At 70.8% G+C, this 18,647-nt stretch carries 15 protein-coding genes; 11 read left to right on the top strand and 4 right to left on the bottom strand.

What is annotated here, in order from left to right:
• Window positions 1-123: 123 nt before the first annotated feature.
• Both ACK4SC_RS03480 and ACK4SC_RS03475 read right to left on the bottom strand, forming a co-directional pair.
• Entirely contained in the window at window positions 124-969 is an 846-nt protein-coding gene (locus ACK4SC_RS03480) for a DUF6671 family protein (protein ID WP_409614830.1), read from the bottom strand.
• A gap of 8 nt (window positions 970-977) precedes the next feature.
• The gene (locus ACK4SC_RS03475) at window positions 978-1,349 is read right to left on the bottom strand and encodes a hypothetical protein (RefSeq protein ID WP_096420896.1); all 372 of its coding nucleotides are present in this window, start codon (window positions 1,347-1,349) and stop codon (window positions 978-980) included.
• A 58-nt stretch (window positions 1,350-1,407) separates the two neighbouring features.
• On the opposite strand from ACK4SC_RS03475, the gene ACK4SC_RS03470 reads away from it, so the two are divergent.
• Both ACK4SC_RS03470 and ACK4SC_RS03465 read left to right on the top strand, forming a co-directional pair.
• The gene (locus ACK4SC_RS03470) at window positions 1,408-2,727 is read left to right on the top strand and encodes an APC family permease (RefSeq protein WP_409614828.1); all 1,320 of its coding nucleotides are present in this window, start codon (window positions 1,408-1,410) and stop codon (window positions 2,725-2,727) included.
• Window positions 2,724-4,682, top strand: coding sequence for a CoA transferase (locus tag ACK4SC_RS03465; protein WP_409614826.1), 1,959 nt, complete (start codon window positions 2,724-2,726; stop codon window positions 4,680-4,682). The genes ACK4SC_RS03470 and ACK4SC_RS03465 overlap by 4 nt, the downstream gene beginning before the upstream one ends.
• A 6-nt stretch (window positions 4,683-4,688) precedes the next feature.
• Here ACK4SC_RS03465 and gndA read toward each other — a convergent pair whose 3' ends face one another.
• Window positions 4,689-6,092, bottom strand: coding sequence for an NADP-dependent phosphogluconate dehydrogenase (gene gndA, locus ACK4SC_RS03460; protein WP_409614860.1), 1,404 nt, complete (start codon window positions 6,090-6,092; stop codon window positions 4,689-4,691).
• A 141-nt stretch (window positions 6,093-6,233) separates the two neighbouring features.
• Between gndA and ACK4SC_RS03455 the strand changes: the two genes are divergently transcribed.
• The 4 genes from ACK4SC_RS03455 to mfd all read left to right on the top strand — a co-directional run bounded on the left by ACK4SC_RS03455 (window position 6,234) and on the right by mfd (window position 11,820).
• Window positions 6,234-6,737, top strand: coding sequence for a gluconokinase (locus ACK4SC_RS03455; protein WP_409614825.1), 504 nt, complete (start codon window positions 6,234-6,236; stop codon window positions 6,735-6,737).
• Window positions 6,738-6,890: 153 nt separating this feature from the next.
• Window positions 6,891-7,529 carry a 50S ribosomal protein L25/general stress protein Ctc gene (locus ACK4SC_RS03450; RefSeq protein ID WP_409614823.1) on the top strand — a complete coding sequence of 213 codons (639 nt, stop codon included), beginning with the start codon at window positions 6,891-6,893 and terminating at the stop codon, window positions 7,527-7,529.
• Between the two features lie 24 nt (window positions 7,530-7,553).
• Window positions 7,554-8,177 carry an aminoacyl-tRNA hydrolase gene (gene pth, locus ACK4SC_RS03445; protein WP_409614821.1) on the top strand — a complete coding sequence of 208 codons (624 nt, stop codon included), beginning with the start codon at window positions 7,554-7,556 and terminating at the stop codon, window positions 8,175-8,177.
• Window positions 8,178-8,238: 61 nt separating this feature from the next.
• Window positions 8,239-11,820: a transcription-repair coupling factor gene (mfd, locus tag ACK4SC_RS03440; protein ID WP_409614819.1), complete on the top strand. Its 3,582-nt coding sequence runs from the start codon at window positions 8,239-8,241 to the stop codon at window positions 11,818-11,820.
• Here mfd and ACK4SC_RS03435 read toward each other — a convergent pair.
• Window positions 11,742-12,680, bottom strand: a complete 939-nt coding sequence (locus ACK4SC_RS03435) for a CPBP family intramembrane glutamic endopeptidase (protein ID WP_409614817.1) — start codon at window positions 12,678-12,680, stop codon at window positions 11,742-11,744. The genes mfd and ACK4SC_RS03435 overlap by 79 nt on opposite strands.
• A gap of 396 nt (window positions 12,681-13,076) precedes the next feature.
• Between ACK4SC_RS03435 and ACK4SC_RS03430 the strand changes: the two genes are divergently transcribed.
• The 5 genes from ACK4SC_RS03430 to eno all read left to right on the top strand — a co-directional run bounded on the left by ACK4SC_RS03430 (window position 13,077) and on the right by eno (window position 18,592).
• Window positions 13,077-13,874 carry a MazG family protein gene (locus tag ACK4SC_RS03430; protein ID WP_409614816.1) on the top strand — a complete coding sequence of 266 codons (798 nt, stop codon included), beginning with the start codon at window positions 13,077-13,079 and terminating at the stop codon, window positions 13,872-13,874.
• 16 nt (window positions 13,875-13,890) lie between these two features.
• A complete protein-coding gene (locus ACK4SC_RS03425; RefSeq protein ID WP_409614814.1) occupies window positions 13,891-14,814 on the top strand; it encodes an ABC transporter ATP-binding protein in 924 nt (307 codons plus the stop codon).
• Window positions 14,811-15,902: an ABC transporter permease gene (locus ACK4SC_RS03420; protein ID WP_409614812.1), complete on the top strand. Its 1,092-nt coding sequence runs from the start codon at window positions 14,811-14,813 to the stop codon at window positions 15,900-15,902. Before ACK4SC_RS03425 ends, ACK4SC_RS03420 begins: the two co-directional genes overlap by 4 nt.
• Before the next feature lie 62 nt (window positions 15,903-15,964).
• Entirely contained in the window at window positions 15,965-17,248 is a 1,284-nt protein-coding gene (hisS, locus tag ACK4SC_RS03415; RefSeq protein ID WP_409614811.1) for a histidine--tRNA ligase, read from the top strand.
• Between the two features lie 63 nt (window positions 17,249-17,311).
• A complete protein-coding gene (gene eno / locus ACK4SC_RS03410) occupies window positions 17,312-18,592 on the top strand; it encodes a phosphopyruvate hydratase (protein WP_409614809.1) in 1,281 nt (426 codons plus the stop codon).
• The last annotated feature ends 55 nt before the right edge of the window (window positions 18,593-18,647 follow it).

Genomic DNA, 18,647 nt, shown 5'->3' with positions numbered 1-18,647 from the left:
GCTCGAGCACACACCGCTTGCGGAGGCCTGCCACCGATCAGCCGAGTGACACCAACGTCATGACCGGGTACACCTAGGCGCGGCGAGGCGACCGCCCGGGTCGACTCACGCCGACCGCCCCGGTCAGGGGTTACAGGCGTCGCAATACTGCGGGTCTGCCGTCGTTCTGCCCGGGATGTCGTGCACCTCGCGGTGCTCGCAGCGCGGGCAGCCGTGCACGTGAGCGCGTGCCATGGCGGTGGGCAGCCAGCACACCGCACACGGGAGCCCGCGCACGGTCTCGACCCGCCCGAATCCCGGGCATCCACACACCGGGCAGAGCACTGCTGCGCGCTGCGCGAGGTCGCGAGCGGCCTCGGCGATGCGCTCCATCCGTCGAGGGTTGGCGTGGGCGCGCAGGTCGGATTCGACGGCGACCGCCCCGTCGTCAGAGAGCTCGCGCGCCCAGTCGAAGGCAAGCCGCAACTCGTCACGGTCGCGAACGCCCTTCCAGAAGCGCGGGTCGTCGAGCGCGTTCGGGCGAACCACGAGCCAGTGGCTGGGAAACCCGGCGCGCTCGGCGATGCCGTCCAGCTCTTCCCCCGTGCGGGCGATCCCGTGGACGTGCGGTGAGGGCCCGTCGGCGATCCCGATGATCTCAATGTCGCGATCGCGATCGACCAGCATGATGAGCTCGCGGTTGTGGCTGACGAATCCGAGCAGCGGATGGCGGTCGAATGAGCCTTCGCTGCCGAGCCCGATCGGATGCCCCGACAGCTCAATGGCCGTCAACGCCTTGGTGCGCGCTGCCTCCCACTGGGTTCCTGCACGATCGACGTCGCGGGTGAAAGTGCCCAGTTGATCGGTGTCGAAGCCCTCGACACGGGCGACAGTGCAACCGAGTGCCGGCTCGAGTGCCGCCGCGACGACCGCTTCTTTCCCGTGCTGCGTGAGGAAGCCGACCGTCAACCGGTGGTAGGGGTGAGGCATGGGAGGCCTTAGGTTCCGGTGCGAGGTTCCAGGCTGGGGCGGCCCGGTATCAGCCCGAGCACAGCGATGCGCACCTCGCCGGCGGGCGACAGGGCGTAACAGTTCCAGCCGAGTAGCCGCGGGTCGGTGAGCTCGAAGGCGATGCGAGAGGGCACTCCGGGTGCTGCATAGAAGTCGACCGCCATTCGGCAGGCCTGCGCGGCGGTGTTGCGCGCGACCGACCACGTACCGAGCGCTCCCGGAATCACGAGCGCCAGCATCGCCACAATGCTCACCCAGCGGAGGACACGTCGGCGCCGCTCCCACGGTGACAGGCCCGCGCTGGAGTCGCGGTCGGGGTCGTCGGGCCACTCGCGCAGCTCGATCGGGTCGTCGTTCATCGCGCCCAGTCTGGCACGCGCTCCCTGCTCGCCCCCTGCGCCGGGTAGGGTTCAGCCCATGCCCGCGGAACCCGAAACCGCAGACGAGAGCACGCCACACCCCACCGCCGTACCCGCGGCCCACGGTGCCCTGGCGCGCCGTGTTCGCCTGCCCGGCGCGATCGGCATCGGCCTGGCCTCCATGATCGGTGCAGGCGTGTTCGCCGTGTGGGGTCCGGCGACCGACGCCGCGCGGGGCGGACTGATCATCGCGCTCGTGCTGGCGGCGCTCATCGCCACCCTCAACGCGTTCAGTTCCGCGCAGCTGGCCATGGCGCACCCCGTCGCGGGCGGAGCCTACGCATTCGGCCGCCGCTACGTGGGGCCCTGGACGGGCTTCAGCGCCGGCTGGTTGTTCGTCACTGGCAAGACAGCGTCGGCCGCCGCGATCGCGTCGATTGCCGCCGCCTACCTGTACCCGACGGAGCCGACTCCCGTCGCGGTGGGCCTCATTGTTCTGTTTGCCGCGCTCAACATGGCCGGCGTGCGCACGACGGCGCGGGTGGCGATGGTGATCGTGGCGACGGTGCTGACCGGCCTCGCCGTCGTGCTCATCACGGCGGTGTCGGGCGGCGCCGCAACCGACCTCGATCCCGTGACGAGCATCCTGCACCCCACGAGCCCCTACGGGGTGCTGCAGGGGGCAGCCCTGCTCTTCTTCGCGTTCGCCGGCTACGCGCGCATGGCGACCCTGGGTGAGGAGGTGGTCGAGCCGCGCCGCACTCTGCCGCGCGCCATCTTTATCGCCCTCGGTATCGTCCTCGTTCTGTACGCGAGCGTCGCCGTGCTTCTCATCTCGACACTGGGGGTGAACCGGCTCGCCCTCAGCACCGCTCCGCTCGCCGACGTGCTCGCGCCCGCGTGGACCCCGCTCGTCGTCATCATCGCCGGTATCGCCTGTCTCGGCTCTCTGGTCGGAATCCTCGCCGGCCTCAGCCGTACGAGCCTCGCCATGGCGCGCGAGCGCGACCTGCCGGGTCTTCTCGCGCGCGTCTCGCCGCGCACGTCCGCTCCGATCGTTGCCGAGGGCCTCATCGCCACGCTCGCGGTCGTCATCGTCGTGCTGCTGGAACCGGCGCACCTGGTCGCCGCCTCGAGCGCGGCGGTGCTGCTCTACTACGCGATCGCCCACCTGTCGGCCCTGCGTCAGCCCCGGGCGGAACGGTGGCAACCACGTGCCGTCGCGATCGCGGGGCTGGTCGGCTGTGTCGTGCTGGTTGCCGCGCTCCCGCCCCTGTCGATCCTCGGCACCGCGTGCCTGCTCGCCGTCGGCCTCGTGCTGCGGATGCTCGCGGTGCGCCTCCGCGCCCGCTCTGCCCCCGAGGCGGTCGCCCCGTGACGGCCGGAGCGGCGCGTCCGGATGCCGCGCCCGCTACCGCCGCGCCGGCGGTGCCGACCGACCTGTGCGAGCCGCACGGCGCCGCGATCATCGGCCACGGACCCTACGACGGGCGTTACCCGGTGTCGGCGTTCGCGTCGGCCGCCGTGGCGACGTTCGCCACCGCGGTCGCCGAGCTGCTGGGGGGTGACGCGACCCCGCTCGTGGACGCGCGGCTGGCCTCGGCGTGGTTCGACCGTGCGGTGCGGCCGCGTGAGCCGCTGCCGTCACCCTGGCACCCGTTGAGCGGCGACTACCGCGCCGCCGATGGCTGGGTGCGTTTGCACATGAACGTTCCCGCGCACCGGGCGGCAGCGCTGGCGGCTCTCGGCGTTGACAGAGTGGTCGCCGACGGGGAGGCCCCGCACGACGTTGATCGGAACGAGCTGGCCGCCGCTATCGAGCTTTGGAGCGCGCGCGAGGTCGAGGAGTCTGTCGTGGCGGCCGGCGGGTGTGCGGCGGCCTTGCGATCGGTGGCCGAGTGGTCCGAGCATCCTCAGGGCCGCGCGGTGGCCGAGCAGCCGCTCGTCACCGTCACGGTCGGTGAGCGCGCCGAGCGAGCGTGGCCCGAGCTGGGCGTCGAGCGCCCGCTGGCCGGGGTGCGCGTGCTCGACCTGACGCGGGTGATCGCGGGCCCCGTCGCCACCCGCGCGCTCGCGCTTCTCGGTGCTGACGTGTTGCGCATCGACCCGTCGGACTGGAGCGAGCCGGCGCTTGAGCCCGATATGACCCTGGGCAAGCGGTGCGCACGTCTCGACGCGCACGACGTCGAGGGAGCCGCGACCCTCGCCGCGCTCATTGCCGAAAGCCACGTGCTCGTGCACGGTTTGCGCCCCGGTGCGCTCGACCGCCTCGGGCTGGATACCGCCACGCGCGCGGCGTTGCGGCCGGGGCTCGTCGAGGTGCAGATCAGCGCGTACGGTCCGATCGGCCCGTGGGCCGAGCGTCGCGGTTTCGACAGTCTCGTGCAACTGGTGACCGGTATCGCCGATGTGCGGACCGCGGACAATCCCGAGGCGGCGCCTGCAGCGCTGCCCGTGCAGGCGCTCGACCACGCGACCGGTTGGGTCGCGGCGGCGGCCGCCGTGCGGGGCATCGCGCACGCTCGCGACACGGGGCGGGGCAGCAGCAGTCACGTGTCCCTCGCCCGCACGGCGTTCGACCTGCACCGCATGGCAGCCCGTCCGGGCGACGGTCTGTTCGCGCCCGACGCCGAGCAGAGGCCGGTCGAGCCTGACGATGACGCGTTGCCCGCGCACCCCGTCGACACGCACTGGGGCGTCGTCGACGTGGTCGCGACGCCGTTTTCGATCGCCGGGGTGCGCGCGCAGGCGATTCAGCCGCCGCGACCGCTGGGCACCGACGATGCCGACTGGACACCCGCCGAAGTCACTGCCCGACGCACACGCAGCACAGACGCCGTGTCGGTGCCTCGGCGCCGCGTACCGGTGTGGGCCGCGCTGAGCGGGCTGCTCGTGTGGGCGGGGCAGGGGGTGCCTCTCACACTCGGAGCGGCCATGCTGGGTACCGCCGTGCCGAACCCCGGCTGGTGGACCTCACCCGTGTGGGTTGCCGGTGCGGTGGCGCAGGCTCTCGCCCTCCTGCTGACCTGGGTCGTTCTGGCGCGCTTCACGACGGTGGTCGGCATCCTCGCCGCGACACTTCCGCTCGGGATGCTCGCGCACGTCAGCGCCGCAACCGCCGTCGCGCTCGCAACCGGCGCGGCGTCGCCGCCCGCGCTCGACGCGTGGCTCAACCTGCTCGCGCTGCACTGGGCGAGCGGAGCGGCGCTGATCGCGGCGAGCATCCCGATTCTGCTGATGCTCACGCCGCTGGGCGCGGGGGCGGGCTCGCTCACCCGCCGCGCGTTCGCCCCGCGCTACGCGCGCCGGCGCCGGGGGCGCCGCGCCGCCTGAGCGACCCTAGTGCAGGTCTTCCGCCTCGATCTCGGTGCGGTCACCCGACCAGAGCGTGTGGAACGTGCCGTCCTTGTCGACGCGCTTGTAGGTGTGTGCTCCGAAGAAGTCGCGCTGGCCCTGCACGAGCGCGGCCGGCAGCCGCTCGGCGCGCAGGCCGTCGTAGTACGACAGCGATGAAGCGAATGCCGGGGTCGGGATTCCGGCGAGAGCGGCTCCCGCGACGATCCGGCGCCACGACGGCAGCGCGCTCGCCACGGCGTCGGCGAAGTACGGGGCGGTGACGAGCGCCACGAGTCCGGGATCGTCGGCGTACGCCTCGGTGATCCGGTTCAGGAACTGCGCACGGATGATGCAGCCGGCGCGCCAGATCTTCGCGATCTCGCCCTTCTTGATGTCCCAGTTGTACTCGGCCGCTCCCGCGACGATCGCATCGAAGCCCTGGCTGTAGGCGATGATCTTCGACGCGTAGAGCGCGCGCCGCACGTCTTCGATGAAGGCGGCACGATCATCCACCGACCAGGTTTCCGTCGCGCCGGGAAGCGACGCGGCGGCCGCGCGCTGGGCCGGCGCTGACGACAGCGAGCGGGCGAACACGGCTTCGGCGATGCCCGAGACGGGCACCCCCAAGTCGAGCGCGGTCTGCACGGTCCACGCGCCGGTGCCCTTCGCGCCGGCCTGATCGAGGATCACGTCGACGAGCGGCTTGCCCGTCGACGCGTCGACCTGGCGCAGCACCTCAGCGGTGATCTCGATGAGGTAGCTCTCGAGTTCGCCGGTGTTCCACTCGGCGAAGATGTCGGCGATCTCGGCCGGCTCGAGGCCACCGACGCGGCGCAGCAGGTCGTAGCCTTCCGCGATGAGCTGCATGTCGGCGTACTCGATGCCGTTGTGGATCATCTTGACGAAGTGACCGGCGCCGTCGGTGCCCACGTGCGTCACGCAGGGCTCGCCGTCGGCAACCGCCGCGATCGACTTCAGGATGGGGCCGAGCGTGTGCCAGGCCTCCTCCGAGCCGCCGGGCATGATCGACGGCCCGTTCAGCGCGCCCTCCTCGCCGCCCGAAATGCCGGCGCCGACAAAGTTGATGCCCGTCTCGCGCACGGCCTTTTCGCGCCGCACGGTGTCGGTGAACAGGGCGTTGCCACCGTCGACGATGATGTCGCCCGGCTCGAAGACCTGCACGAGCTCGTCGATGACCGCGTCGGTCGGGCGGCCCGCTTTCACCATGATGATCGCCGTGCGCGGCTTCGTGAGCGCCGCAGCGAACTCGGTGTAGTCCTTCGCCGCGACAAAGCCCGCCTCGGGGTGCTCGGTGATGAGCGTCTCGGTCTTTTCCCACGAGCGGTTGTAGACGGCGACCGTGTTCCCCTCGCGGCTGGCGAGGTTGCGGGCCAGATTCGACCCCATGACGGCGAGTCCGACGACTCCGATGTTGGCGGTGGGCTGGGTCACGTGCGGCTCCTCTAGAGGGTGTGGTGGCGAGGCCGCCTTCCAGCCTAGAGCCTTGGCTGCGCGCCTCGATTCCGCGCCCCGGCTAGCGTGGTGCGCATGACCGCAGCCGTCAGTGTGATCGTCGCCGGGGTGTCCGGGTCGGGCAAGTCGACGGTCGGTCGGGCGGCGGCCGCGGTTGCGGGGGTCCCCTTCATCGATGGCGATGACCTGCACCCCGACGAGAACATTGCCCTCATGTCGGCCGGAACGGCCCTGACCGATGCCGATCGCGAACCCTGGCTGGATGCTGTGGCCGCCACCGCACGCGACCACGCGCCCTGCGTGGTCGCGTGCTCGGCGCTCGCCCGTCGCTACCGCGACCGGCTTCGCGACGGTGCGCCGGGCATCCGCATCGTGATTCTGGACGTGCCGGAGGCGGAGTTGCGTCGACGACTCGACTCCCGCAGCGGGCACTTCATGCGGGCGACGATGCTCGACTCGCAACTGCTCGCCCGCGAGCACCCGGCAGACGAGCCGGGCGTGACCGTCGTGGACGGTACGCAGAGTGTCGAGGCGCTCGCCCACGCGGTCGCGGCGCTACTGGGCCGTGCCGTAGACTGACCCACTGAACTTCGGCGAGGGCGCGGCCCCATGGGCTCGCGCCGTGATCGACGCGGTGGGTACGGCACGCGAGTCGTTCCTCACGCGCACACGCGTTCGAGTTGACACAACGACCCCGGGCCACGAGCCCACAACACTGATGGAGACACAGCCATGGCTGACGAGAACCGCCTGAGCGCCGACGAGCGCACGTCCTTCGGCAAGGGCGCGGCCCGCAAGCTGCGCGCCGCCGACAAGATTCCCGCCGTGCTCTACGGCCACGGAACCGACCCCCGCCACATCACCCTGCCCGGCCACGAGACCGCGCTGCTGCTGCGCAAGTCGAACGTGCTCGTCACGCTCGACATCGCCGGCGACGAGCAGCTCGCCCTGGTGAAGGACGTGCAGAAGGACCCGGTGCGCCAGCTCATCGAGCACGTCGACCTCATCGTCGTGCGCAAGGGCGAGAAGGTCACCGTCGACGTGCCGGTGCACGTTGAGGGCGAGTCGGCGGCCGGCACGATCCACATGGTCGACCACAACACGCTGACCGTTGAGGCCGAGGCCACCCACATCCCCGAGGCGTTCACGGTGTCGATCGAGGGCCTGGAAGAGGGCACGCAGATCCTCGCCGGCCAGGTTGAGCTGCCGAAGGGCACCACCCTCGTCACCGACGCCGAGGCGCTCGTCGTCAACATCACCGTTCCGGCTGCGCCGAAGGACGACGCCGCGGGCGACGCTGACGCCGAGGCCGCCGAGCCGGCCGCCGAGGCGGGCGACGAGGCTGCTGCCGAGTCGAGCGACTCCGAGTAGTCGACACCCCCGCGATCACGCCGCATGTTTGGACTCGGTAGGCAGAAGCCGCCGGCCGCTGCTGATCGCGATACCTGGCTGGTGGCCGGGCTCGGAAACCCCGGGCCCGGCTACGCCGGGAACCGACACAACGTCGGGCAGATGGTGCTCGACGTACTTGCCGAGCGGCTGAGCGCCCGGCTGACGCGCCACCGCACGACGACGATGCTGGCCGAGGCGCGGCTGCGGCCCGGTGGCCCCAAGCTCGTGTTGGTGAAGCCCCTCAGCTACATGAACACCTCGGGCGGGCCCGTGTCGTCGGCCGCGGCGTACTTCGGCATTGCGCCCGACCGGGTCATCGTCGTTCACGACGATCTCGACCTGCCGTTCGAAACCCTGCGCCTCAAGGCGGGCGGCGGGCATGGCGGCCAGAACGGCGTGCGCGACATCATCAAGGCGCTCGGCACGCCCGACTTCGTTCGCGTGCGCGTCGGAATCGGCCGGCCCCCCGGGCAGCAGAGCGCCGCCGACTACGTGCTCCGCGACTTCCCGTCGGCCGAGCGCGCCCAGTTGCCTCTCGTGCTCGACGAGGCTGCCGACGCCGTCGAGCGCATCATCGACGACGGGCTCATCGCGGCGCAGCAGCGCCACCACGCGCCCAAGGCGTGATCCTCGCCGTCGGCACCCCGAGCATCCGACCCCCAGTCGGACGCGCGTACACTTGCGCGACGTGACTCTCGAGCGGTTAATTCCGGCGCTTGCGCGCGCCCAGACGTTCTCCGGCGCTCTCGACCACGCACACCGCTCCGCGGAGTTTTCGACCGTCGACGGCCTGCGGTTGCCGCTCGTCGCGGGGCTGCTCGAACGCCGGGGTGGTCCGCAGTGTCTGCTGGCGATCACCGCGACCGGTCGTGAGGCTGACGCCGTGCGCGAGGCGTGGGCCTGCCTCGACCCCGCCGCGACGGTGCTCGACCTGCCTGCCTGGGAGACGCTGCCCCACGAGCGCTTGAGCCCGAGCGCCGAGACGGTCGGGCGGCGCATTCGCACGCTCCGCGCGCTCGCCGACTGGGCGGATGCTCCCTCCGGCACGATCATCATCGTCGCCTCCGTGCGCGCCGCGCTCCAACCGCTTCCCGCGGGCTTGACCGACATCGAGCCGGTGCTGCTCGACCTGGGTGGCCGGGGTTCGGATCTTTCCGCCGTCACTCGTCGCCTCATCGACCTGGCGTATGCCCGCGTCGACATGGTCACCCGTCGCGGCGAGTTCGCGGTGCGCGGCGGAATCCTGGACGTGTTTCCGGCCGTGGCCGAGCATCCCGTTCGCGTCGAGTTCTTCGGTGACGAGGTCGACCAGATCCGCGAATTCTCGGTGGCCGACCAGCGCTCCCTGCCCGACACCGGCATCACTCGCGTCGAACTGCCGCCGACCCGCGAGCTGCTGCTCACCGACGGCGTGCAGCAGCGGGCACGCGAGATGCTGCACGAGTTTCCGAGCCTCTCGTCGATTCTCGAGAAGGTGGCCGAGGGCATCCCGGTTGAGGGCATGGAAAGCCTCGCGCCGGCGCTCGTCGACCGCCTTGTTCCCCTGACCGACTACCTGCCGGACACGGCTGCCGTTGTCGTGCTGGGGCCGGAGCGGGTGGCGACGCGAGCGGCCAACCTGGTCGAGACCAACCGCGAGTTTTTGAGCGCGGCTTGGCACGCGGCAACCGCGGGGGCAGAGTCACCGATCGACCTCGATGCCGGCGACTTCCTGACCGTGAACGCGCTGCGCGAGTCCGCTGGGGATCGAGCGTGGTGGACGGTGAGCCAGTTCGACGCCGATGAGCCGGGCGTGGTGCGGGTCGCCGCTGACCCGCCGCCGTCGTTTGCCGGAAAGAGCGGGGGAGCGGTCGACCACGTCGTCGATCGCCTGGCCGACGGCTGGAGCATGATCGTCGCGGCGGCCGGCCCCGGCCTCGTCGAGCGCGCACGCGATGTCCTGGCCGATGCGGGCGCTGCCGCCCGCCCCGTCGACGCGCTGCCCGAGCAGCTCGAGCCGGGCGTCGCGTACCTTGTGCGCGGCAGCGTCGAGCAGGGCTTCGAGTTGCCCGATGTGAAGCTCGGGCTCTTCGGCGAGACCGAGTTCTACGGCCGCAGCGTTGGCTACGACTCGCGTCAGCCGAAGAAGCTCGCGAGCCGCCGTAAGAACGTTGTTGACCCGCTGCAGCTGAAGGCGGGCGACTTCGTCGTACACAACACCCACGGCATCGGCAAGTTCATCGAACTGGTGCAGCGCGAGGTGTCGACCGGCGGCGGCCGCAACGCCCAGAAGTCGACGCGCGAGTTCCTCGTCATCGAGTACGCGCCGAGTAAGCGCGGCTACCCGGGCGACAAGCTGTACGTGCCGACCGACCAGCTCGACCTGCTCACCCGCTACGTCGGCGGGGAGGCGCCGGCGCTCAGCAAGATGGGCGGCAGCGACTGGGCGGCGGCGAAGGGTCGCGCCCGCAAGGCTGTGCGCGACATCGCCGTCGAGCTCGTGAAGCTGTATTCGGCGCGCATGTCGAGCAAGGGATTCGCGTTCCCGCCCGACACCCCGTGGCAGCGCGAGCTCGAGGAGGCGTTCCCGTACGCCGAGACGCCCGACCAGTTGACGACGATCGACGAGGTCAAGCGCGACATGGAGTCGCCGATCCCCATGGACCGTCTGCTCGCCGGCGACGTCGGGTACGGCAAGACCGAGGTCGCCGTGCGCGCCGCCTTCAAGGCCGTGCAGGGCGGCAAGCAGGTCGCCGTGATCGTGCCGACGACCCTGCTCGTCAAGCAGCACATGGAGACCTTCGCCGATCGCTTCGCCGGCTTCCCCGTGCACCTGCGCGCCCTCAGCCGCTTCCAATCCGACCGGGAGGCGAAGGAGACGATCGACGGGCTCGCCCGAGGCACCGTGGACGTCGTGATCGGAACCCACCGCATCCTCAGTCAGGGTGTCGCCTTCAAAGATCTGGGCCTCGTCATCATCGACGAGGAGCAGCGCTTCGGCGTCGAGCACAAAGACGCGCTCAAGAAGCTGAAGACCAACGTCGACGTGCTCGCGATGTCGGCCACGCCCATCCCGCGCACCCTCGAGATGGCGGTCACGGGAATCCGCGAGATGTCGACGCTGGCGACCCCGCCGGAGGACCGGCACCCGATCCTCACCTTCGTTGGCCCGTACAGCGACAAGCAGGTGGCGGCGGCGATCCACCGCGAGCTCTTGCGCGAGGGTCAGGTGTTTTACGTGCACAACCGCGTCAAGAGCATCAACCGGGTGGCGGCGACGCTCGCCGAGCTGGTTCCGGATGCGCGGGTCGCGATCGCGCACGGACAGATGAGCGAGAGCGCCCTCGAGCAGGTCATGGTCGACTTCTGGGAGCGCAAGTTCGACGTGCTCGTGTCGACGACCATCATCGAGACCGGGCTCGACGTTGCGAACGCGAACACGCTCATCATCGACCGCGCCGACAAGTACGGGCTGTCGCAGCTGCACCAGTTGCGCGGACGTGTCGGCCGCGGCCGCGAGCGTGCGTACGCATACTTCCTCTACGACGAGACGAAGCCCCTGACCGAGACGGCGCACGACAGACTGCAGACGCTCGCCGCCAACAGCGACCTCGGCGGCGGCATGGCGATCGCGATGAAGGACCTCGAGATCCGCGGCGCGGGCAACCTCCTGGGTGCCGAGCAGGCCGGCCACATCGCCGGCGTCGGCTTCGACCTATACCTGCGCATGATCGGCGAGGCCGTCAGCGTCTTCCGCGGCGACGCGGCGGAAGAGCAGACCGAACTGCGCCTCGAATTGCCGGTGGATGCGCGCATCCCCGAAGAGTTCATCGAGTCGGAGCGGCTGCGCCTGGAGGCCTACCAGAAGCTGTCGACGGCGGCCGCGCCCGCGAGCGACGACGAGGCCCTCGAGCAGGTGCGCGAGGAGCTCGCCGATCGCTACGGTGACCTGCCCGAGCCGGTGCTCGCCCTGCTGCGGGTATCGCAGCTGCGCCGAACCGCGCAGAAGGTGGGCCTGTCGGATGTCGTCGTGATGGGCTCAAACCTGCGGCTCGCGGGCCGCGAGCTGCCCGACTCAAAGCAGCTGCGTCTGCAGCGCATGTACCCGGGGTCGAAGTGGTGGGGTCAGACGCGCACCGCGCAGGTTCCGCTGCCGAAGGACGCGTCGGACGATGACCTGATCTCGTGGGTGGGGCAGGTGCTCGAGAACCTTTATGACGCGGGCGCCGCGTCGTCGGATGCTCGCGGTGCGTCCGACGCGTCGGCCTCGGCGGCGCCGTCGGCCGGCTGAGCGCTGTCGGCGGGGTGTGTGCTGTCGGCCGGCTGAGCGCTGTCGGCGGGCTCGTCGATCGTGCGCGGCGCGAGCGGTAGAGGCTTCGGAAACCTGACCGTGCCGGGCACCTCGTGCACGCGGTACACGGCGGCGGGGATGATCACGAGCGTGCGCAGGTCGAACAGCGCGTGGAGCGCCATGACGAGCAGGATGCTGCCGCTCAGCACGTAGACCGCCGTGAACGCGAGGCCAACGAGGGTGGTCACGGCGACGCCGACTGGGCCCTGGTAGGCGTGCAGCAGCCCGAACACGAGCGCGGCGAGTCCGAACGCGCTGAGTGGCTCGCCGGTCACGATGACGAGGAGGGCGGGCAGGGCGAGGCGGAACAGCAGTTCTTCGCTGACCCCCGCGTTGATCGACAGGGCGGCGCCCCAGCCGAGCTCGGGCCGGTTGCGCGGCAGGAGCGCGGCGATGTCGCCGACGACGATGACGCCGCCCTCTTTGCGCGCGGAGCGCACACCCGCCACGGTCAGGATGACAAGGGCGACGAGCGTGGCCGCCAGGAGTGCGACCCCGATGCCGCCGCCGAGCCACGCGCGCACCGAAGCGATCGGAGCGAGCTGCTGGGTGGCGACCAGCAGCGGTTCGACGTAGTCGCGCGTGGCGATGAGAATCGCGGCACCCGTCAGCCCAAAGAGGACCAGCGATTCGATGAGCCAGCGCTTCATCATCTGCTGGCGCTTGGCGGTCGAGCGGTAGCGACGGAAGCGCCGGAACTGCCGCCGATCTTTCTGGCGAGCGCGCACGATGAACGCCGCGATGAGCCCCACCGCCGCGACGGCGGCGATGATGCGGGTGAGCGGGTCGGCCTCGAGCACGCCCCCACCCTCCCACGCTCGCCCTGCAGCGCGGTGTGTGGCCCCCGCCAGCGCCCGTGTGCCTGCGCGCCCGCACCCGCCCGCACCCGCCCGCACCCGCTCGCACCTGCGCGCCCGCTCGCACCTGCGCGCCCGCTCGCACCTGCGCGCCCGCTCGCACCTGCGCGCCCGCCCGCACCCGTGCGCCCGCCCGCACCCCTTCCACAACAGCGGAACGGCTGAATCGCGTTCGCCCGTTCCGCTTCTGTGGAAGTCGCCAGCAGGGGGAGATGACTCCCCGGCCGCTCGAGCCCCGGCCGCTCGAGACTCCAGCCCTCAGCCCTCAGCCCCAGCCCCAGCGCCAACGCCACGCAGGGGACGAACGGCCGCTCACGCCCCTCCTGGCAAGATGGCCGCATGGCGACCCCCGAGCCGCGCTCTGAGCTGCCCCTTGAACCGACCCCCGAGCTGACCCCCCAGCCGCATCCCGAACTCGACCGGCTGATCGCCGTAATGGCCCACCTGCGTGCCCCCGGTGGATGCGCGTGGGACGCCGAGCAAACACACCAGAGCCTCGCGAAGTACCTCATCGAGGAGAGTCACGAGCTCGTCGAGGCGATCGAGCACGGCACCCGCGACGACATCCTCGAAGAGCTCGGCGACGTGCTCTACCAGGTGCTGTTCCACGCCGACATTGCCGCCGCCGACCCGCACGCGCCCTTCACGATCGAGGATGTCGCCCGCGTCAGCGCCGAGAAGATGATTGGCCGCCACCCCCACGTATTCGGCGATGTCAGGGCCGACACCGCGGAGGAGGTGTCGGCCAACTGGGAGCGCTGGAAGCGCAAGGAGAAGCCGACCCGCGCATCCTCGCTCGACGGTCTCCCTGCAGCCCTGCCCACGCTCGTGCGCGCCGAGAAGGTGCTGGGCCGTGCCGAGCGCATCGGCATCGCCCTGACCGACGGCGCGGCCATGGGCGCCGAGGCAGGTGGCAACCCGAGTACCGCCGGTCGGATCACTCCTGCTGCGGGCGCAGTCGACGACGAGACCGCACTCCACGACGAGGCCGCACTCGGCCAACGCCTACTCGCGCTCGTCGCCGACTCCCGTGCCCGCGGGCTCGACGTCGACCGCGCCCTGCGCGGCGCCGTCCGCGAACTGGAGCACCGCATCCGCGCGTCGGAATCGGAAAGTGACGCCGCGCATCCTGAATGATGCTTGACTAAGCGCCATGACCACCGCCCTCGCGATCAGCGCCTCCGGCGTCGCCCGCTCGTTCGGCGACGTGCACGCGGTGCGCGACGCCACCTTCGAGGCTCACTTCGGCCAGGTGACCGCCCTCATCGGCCCGAACGGCAGCGGCAAGACGACCCTGCTGCTGATGCTTGCGACCCTGCTGAAGCCCGACGCGGGAGAGATCCGCATCGACGGACACGACCCCCTCACCGATGCGCGTGCGGTGCGCCAGGTGACCGGCTGGATGCCCGACGTGCTCGGCTCATGGGGCAGTCTCACCGTTCGACAGTCGATCGAGACCACCGCGCGCCTCTACGAACTCACGCCGTCTGACGCTCGCACGCGCGCCACCGAACTCATCGACCGCATCGGGCTCGGGCCGCTCGCCGACCAGCCGAGTCGGGTGCTCAGCCGCGGCCAGAAGCAGAAGCTCAGCCTGGCCCGCGCCCTGGTGCATCGCCCCCGGGTTCTGCTGCTCGACGAGCCCGCCTCGGGCCTCGACCCGGCGGCGCGAGTCGAACTGCGCGTCCTCGTGCGCGAGCTCGCCGCCGAGGGCGCCGCCGTTCTGCTCTCCAGCCACGTGCTCGCCGAACTCGACGAGATGAGCGATGCCGCGGTCTACCTCGATCAGGGCGCGACGGCGAGCGCCGAAAGCGTCGACCGGGCACGAGCATCCGCCCGCCGCTGGCGCATCCGCGCCCTCGACGCGGGCGCCCTCACGGCGGCGCTCGCCGACACCGGCTGCCCGGTCATCGGAGCCGACCACCTCGGCACCCTCGTCGAGATCACGGGCGAGGCCGACGCCGCCCAGCTGCTTGGCCAGCTCGTCTCGGCGGGGGTCGCGATCACCGCATACGGACCGGCCGTTGGCGACCTGGAACAGACATTCCTCGACCTCGCGAAGGGAGGCGAGCGATGAGCCCGCGCCTGGCCGTTCTCGGCACGATCGTTCAGCTCGAACTGCGCCAGCGCATCCGATCCGTCTCGTGGCTCGTGCTCGTCAGTGTCGTGTTCGTGCTCGTCGGCGTCGTGACCGTGCTGCTGTGGTTCGCCCTGCCCGCCTTCGGCGGTGACGACCTCGCCAGCGCCGGAATCTACTCGACCCTGATCTTCTTCGTGCTGCTCGTCGGGTCGCTGGTCACCCCGGCGACAAGCGGGGCGGCGATCAACGGTGACCGCGACGCGGGCACCCTCGCCACGACGCAGGTCACCCTCGTGACGACAACACAGCTGGTGCTCGGCAAGTTCCTCGCCGCCTGGACGGTGGCGTTGACGTTCCTCGCAGCCTCCCTGCCGGCCATGCTGTTCACCGTCATTCTCGGTGAGGTGCGGCCCGACACGCTCGTGGCCTCCCTCGGGGTTTTGGTGCTGCTGCTGGGCGTGGTGGCGGCTGTGGGTGTGGGCGCCTCAGCCCTCATCACCCGCCCCCTGTTCTCGGTCGTCACGACCTACCTCGTGGTCGCGGCCCTCAGTGTGGGCACCCTCATCGCGTTTGGGTTGGGGTCGCTGGCGGCGCAGACGACGGTCACCTATACCTACACCCCCCTCGATTACGACGCCAGCGAGTTCGACGAGGAGACGGGTCAGTGGATAACCATCGTTTGCGACGAGCGGCAGGAGCAGAGCTACGAAGTGCCGCGCACTGACCGGGTGTGGGGGTTCCTCGCCGCGAACCCGTACGTCGTGCTCGCCGACGCCTCGCCGCCGGTCTGGGACCAGTGGGGCAACCCCGGCGACCTGTTCGGCGCGATCTCATTCGCGGTGCGGGCTGCCCAGCAGCCGCCGGAGCCCCCGCAGGATTACGACGAGTGTGCCGACGCCCGTGGCGAGTGGCAGAACAACTGGGTGCAGGGCCCGACGCCGGAGGAGATCTACAACTCCAGCGTGCCGAGCTGGTTCGTGGGGCTTGGCGTTCACCTCCTGCTCGCCGGTGCAGCGCTCGGCGCAGCGGTCGCGCGCACGAGAACGCCGGCAGCCTCACTGCCCCGGGGGAGCCGCGTCGCCTGACGCGGTGCCGAGACCGCTCGCTCACGTCGGGCTGCGCGGCGCCCCGTGAGAGAATCGCCGTCATGCCTTCGCCCGTGACGCCGCCCCGCGGCATGCGCGACATCCTGCCCGCCGACAAGGCCCACCGTGAGGCCCTGCTGGCCACCATCCGTGACACCTACCGGCGCCACGGCTTTGACGAGATCGAGACCCCCGTCATGGAGGATTCGTCTCGCCTGCACGCCGGTCTCGGCGGCGACAACGAGAAGCTCGCCTTCGCCGTCATGAAGCGTGGCCTCACGATCGACGACCTGCGAAGCGCCGCGGCGCCGCTCGACCTCGCCGACCTCGGCCTACGATTCGACCTGACGGTGCCGCTTGCCCGTTTCTACGCGAGCAACCGTGCCGAGCTTCCGAGCGTCTTCCGGGCCATTCAGATTGCCCCGGTCTGGCGAGCCGAGCGTCCTCAGAAGGGCCGCTATCGGCAGTTTGTGCAGTGTGACATCGACATCATCGGCGAAGCGGGCATCGTGGCCGAGACCGAACTCATCACGGCAACGGTTGACGCGCTCGCTGCGCTGGGTGTTCCCGGCTGCACGATTCGCATCAACGATCGGCGTCTGCTGACGAGCATGCTCGGGGCGCTCGGATTCCCCCCCGAGCAGGGCGAGGCCGTGCTCATCACGCTCGACAAGCTCGACAAGATCGGCGTCGATGGCGTGCTCGCCGAACTGCGCGAGCGTGGCCTCCCCGAGGCCGCAGTGGCGGCCCTCGCCGAGGTGCCGGCGCTCGTCGCGGCGGCGGCCGGCCAGAGCGCGACGACGGCGGTGACTGCCGAGGCGATCCGGGCATCCCTGCCGGAGGGCGTCGACGATGAGGCCGTCGCCGACCTCGCCGCGATCGCCGACGCGGTCGGGGCCGACGTGCCGCTCGCGTTCGACCCGTTCCTCGTGCGCGGTATGGGCTACTACACGGGCCCGATCTTCGAGGTCGCGCACCCCGAGCTCGGATACTCGCTGGGCGGTGGTGGTCGCTACGACGGCATGATCGGCCGCTTCGCTGGCACCGACGTCGCCGCCTGCGGTTTCTCGCTCGGCTTCGAGCGGCTCGTTGACCTCGTGGCGGCGGGGCAGGATGCACGCGGCGGCTCCGCCCTCATCGTCGACAAAGACGTCGCGCCGGCAGACACCATCGCCCTGAAGCGGGCCCTCGTCGTCGGCGGCGATCGGGTGCGCGTCGTTACCCGGTCGAAGAACATGCGGGCCCTGCTCGAGCGCCTCGAGGCCGACGGCTACACGCGGTTCGCGAGCGTGCGGGCCGGCGAGCGCGGCGTCGACGCCCTGCAGTGGCGCGCGCTCGGCGAGTAGGCTGGTCTGCGGCCTCGCTCGCGTCGAGGCCGAAACCCCACCACCACCGTTAGGAGACCTTCCGTGGCTGCAATCGAGGCCGTAGGCGCTCGCGAGATTCTCGACTCCCGTGGCAACCCGACCGTCGAGGTGGAGGTGCTGCTCGACGACGGAACCGTCTCGCGCGCCGCCGTCCCCTCCGGCGCATCGACCGGAGCCTTCGAGGCGTACGAGCTGCGCGATGGCGACAAGGGTCGCTACCTCGGGAAGGGCGTGCTGAAGGCCGTCGACGCCGTGCTCGACGTGCTCGGCCCCGCCATCGAGGGCTTGGAGGCCAGCGATCAGCGCCTCATCGACGCGGAGCTGAAGGCTGCCGACGGCAGCGACAACAAGTCGAAGCTGGGGGCGAACGCGATCCTGGGCGTCTCGCTCGCCGTCGCCAAGGCGGCCGCCGACTCGGCCGACCTGCCGCTGTTCCGCTACGTCGGCGGCCCGAACGCGCACCTGCTGCCTGTTCCGATGATGAACGTCATCAACGGTGGCGCTCACGCCGACACCGGTGTTGACGTGCAGGAGTTCATGATCCTGCCGGTCGGCGCCGAGAGCTTCACCGAGGCCCTGCGCTGGGGCGCCGAGACCTACCACGCCCTCAAGGGCGAGCTGAAGGCGGGGGGCTTCTCGACGGGGCTTGGCGACGAGGGCGGCTTCGCGCCCGACCTCGCCGGAACGAAGGCGGCGCTTGACTTCCTCGTCGCCGCGATCGAGAAGGCCGGCTTCCGCGCGGGCACCGACATCGCGCTCGGCCTCGACGTCGCCGCGACCGAGTTCTTCGAGAACGGTTCGTACCGCTTCGAGGGCAGTGAGCGCACCGCCGAGCAGATGTCGGCGTTCTACGGCGAACTGCTCGACGCCTACCCCCTGGTTACGATCGAAGACCCCCTGTCGGAGGACGACTGGGAGGGCTGGGCGGCTCTCACCGCGGCGATCGGCTCGCGCACGCAGCTCGTCGGCGACGACCTGTTCGTGACGAACCCGGCGCGCCTCGGCGACGGCATCGCTCGCGGCACGGCGAACTCGCTGCTCGTGAAGGTCAACCAGATCGGTACTCTCACCGAAACGCTCGATGCTGTGGCTCTCGCGCAGCGCAGCGGCTACACCGCGGTGCTGTCGCACCGTTCGGGCGAGACCGAAGACACGACGATCGCTGACCTCGCTGTCGCCACGAACTGCGGCCAGATCAAGACCGGCGCGCCCGCCCGCAGCGAGCGCGTTGCGAAGTACAACCAGCTGCTGCGTATCGAGGAAGAACTGGGCGAGGCGGCTGTCTACGCCGGTCGTTCGGCCTTCCCGCGCTTCACCGCGTAACCGCACAGAACACCGCCCCGGGCCCGCCGCGTTGACTGAATCGCGGCGGGCCCGT

The sequence above is a fragment of the Microcella sp. genome, assembly GCF_046293215.1.
In the GTDB taxonomy this organism is placed as follows: domain Bacteria; phylum Actinomycetota; class Actinomycetes; order Actinomycetales; family Microbacteriaceae; genus Microcella.
Note: the sequence above shows the minus strand (reverse complement) of the source record. Positions and strands in the feature narration are given on the sequence as shown.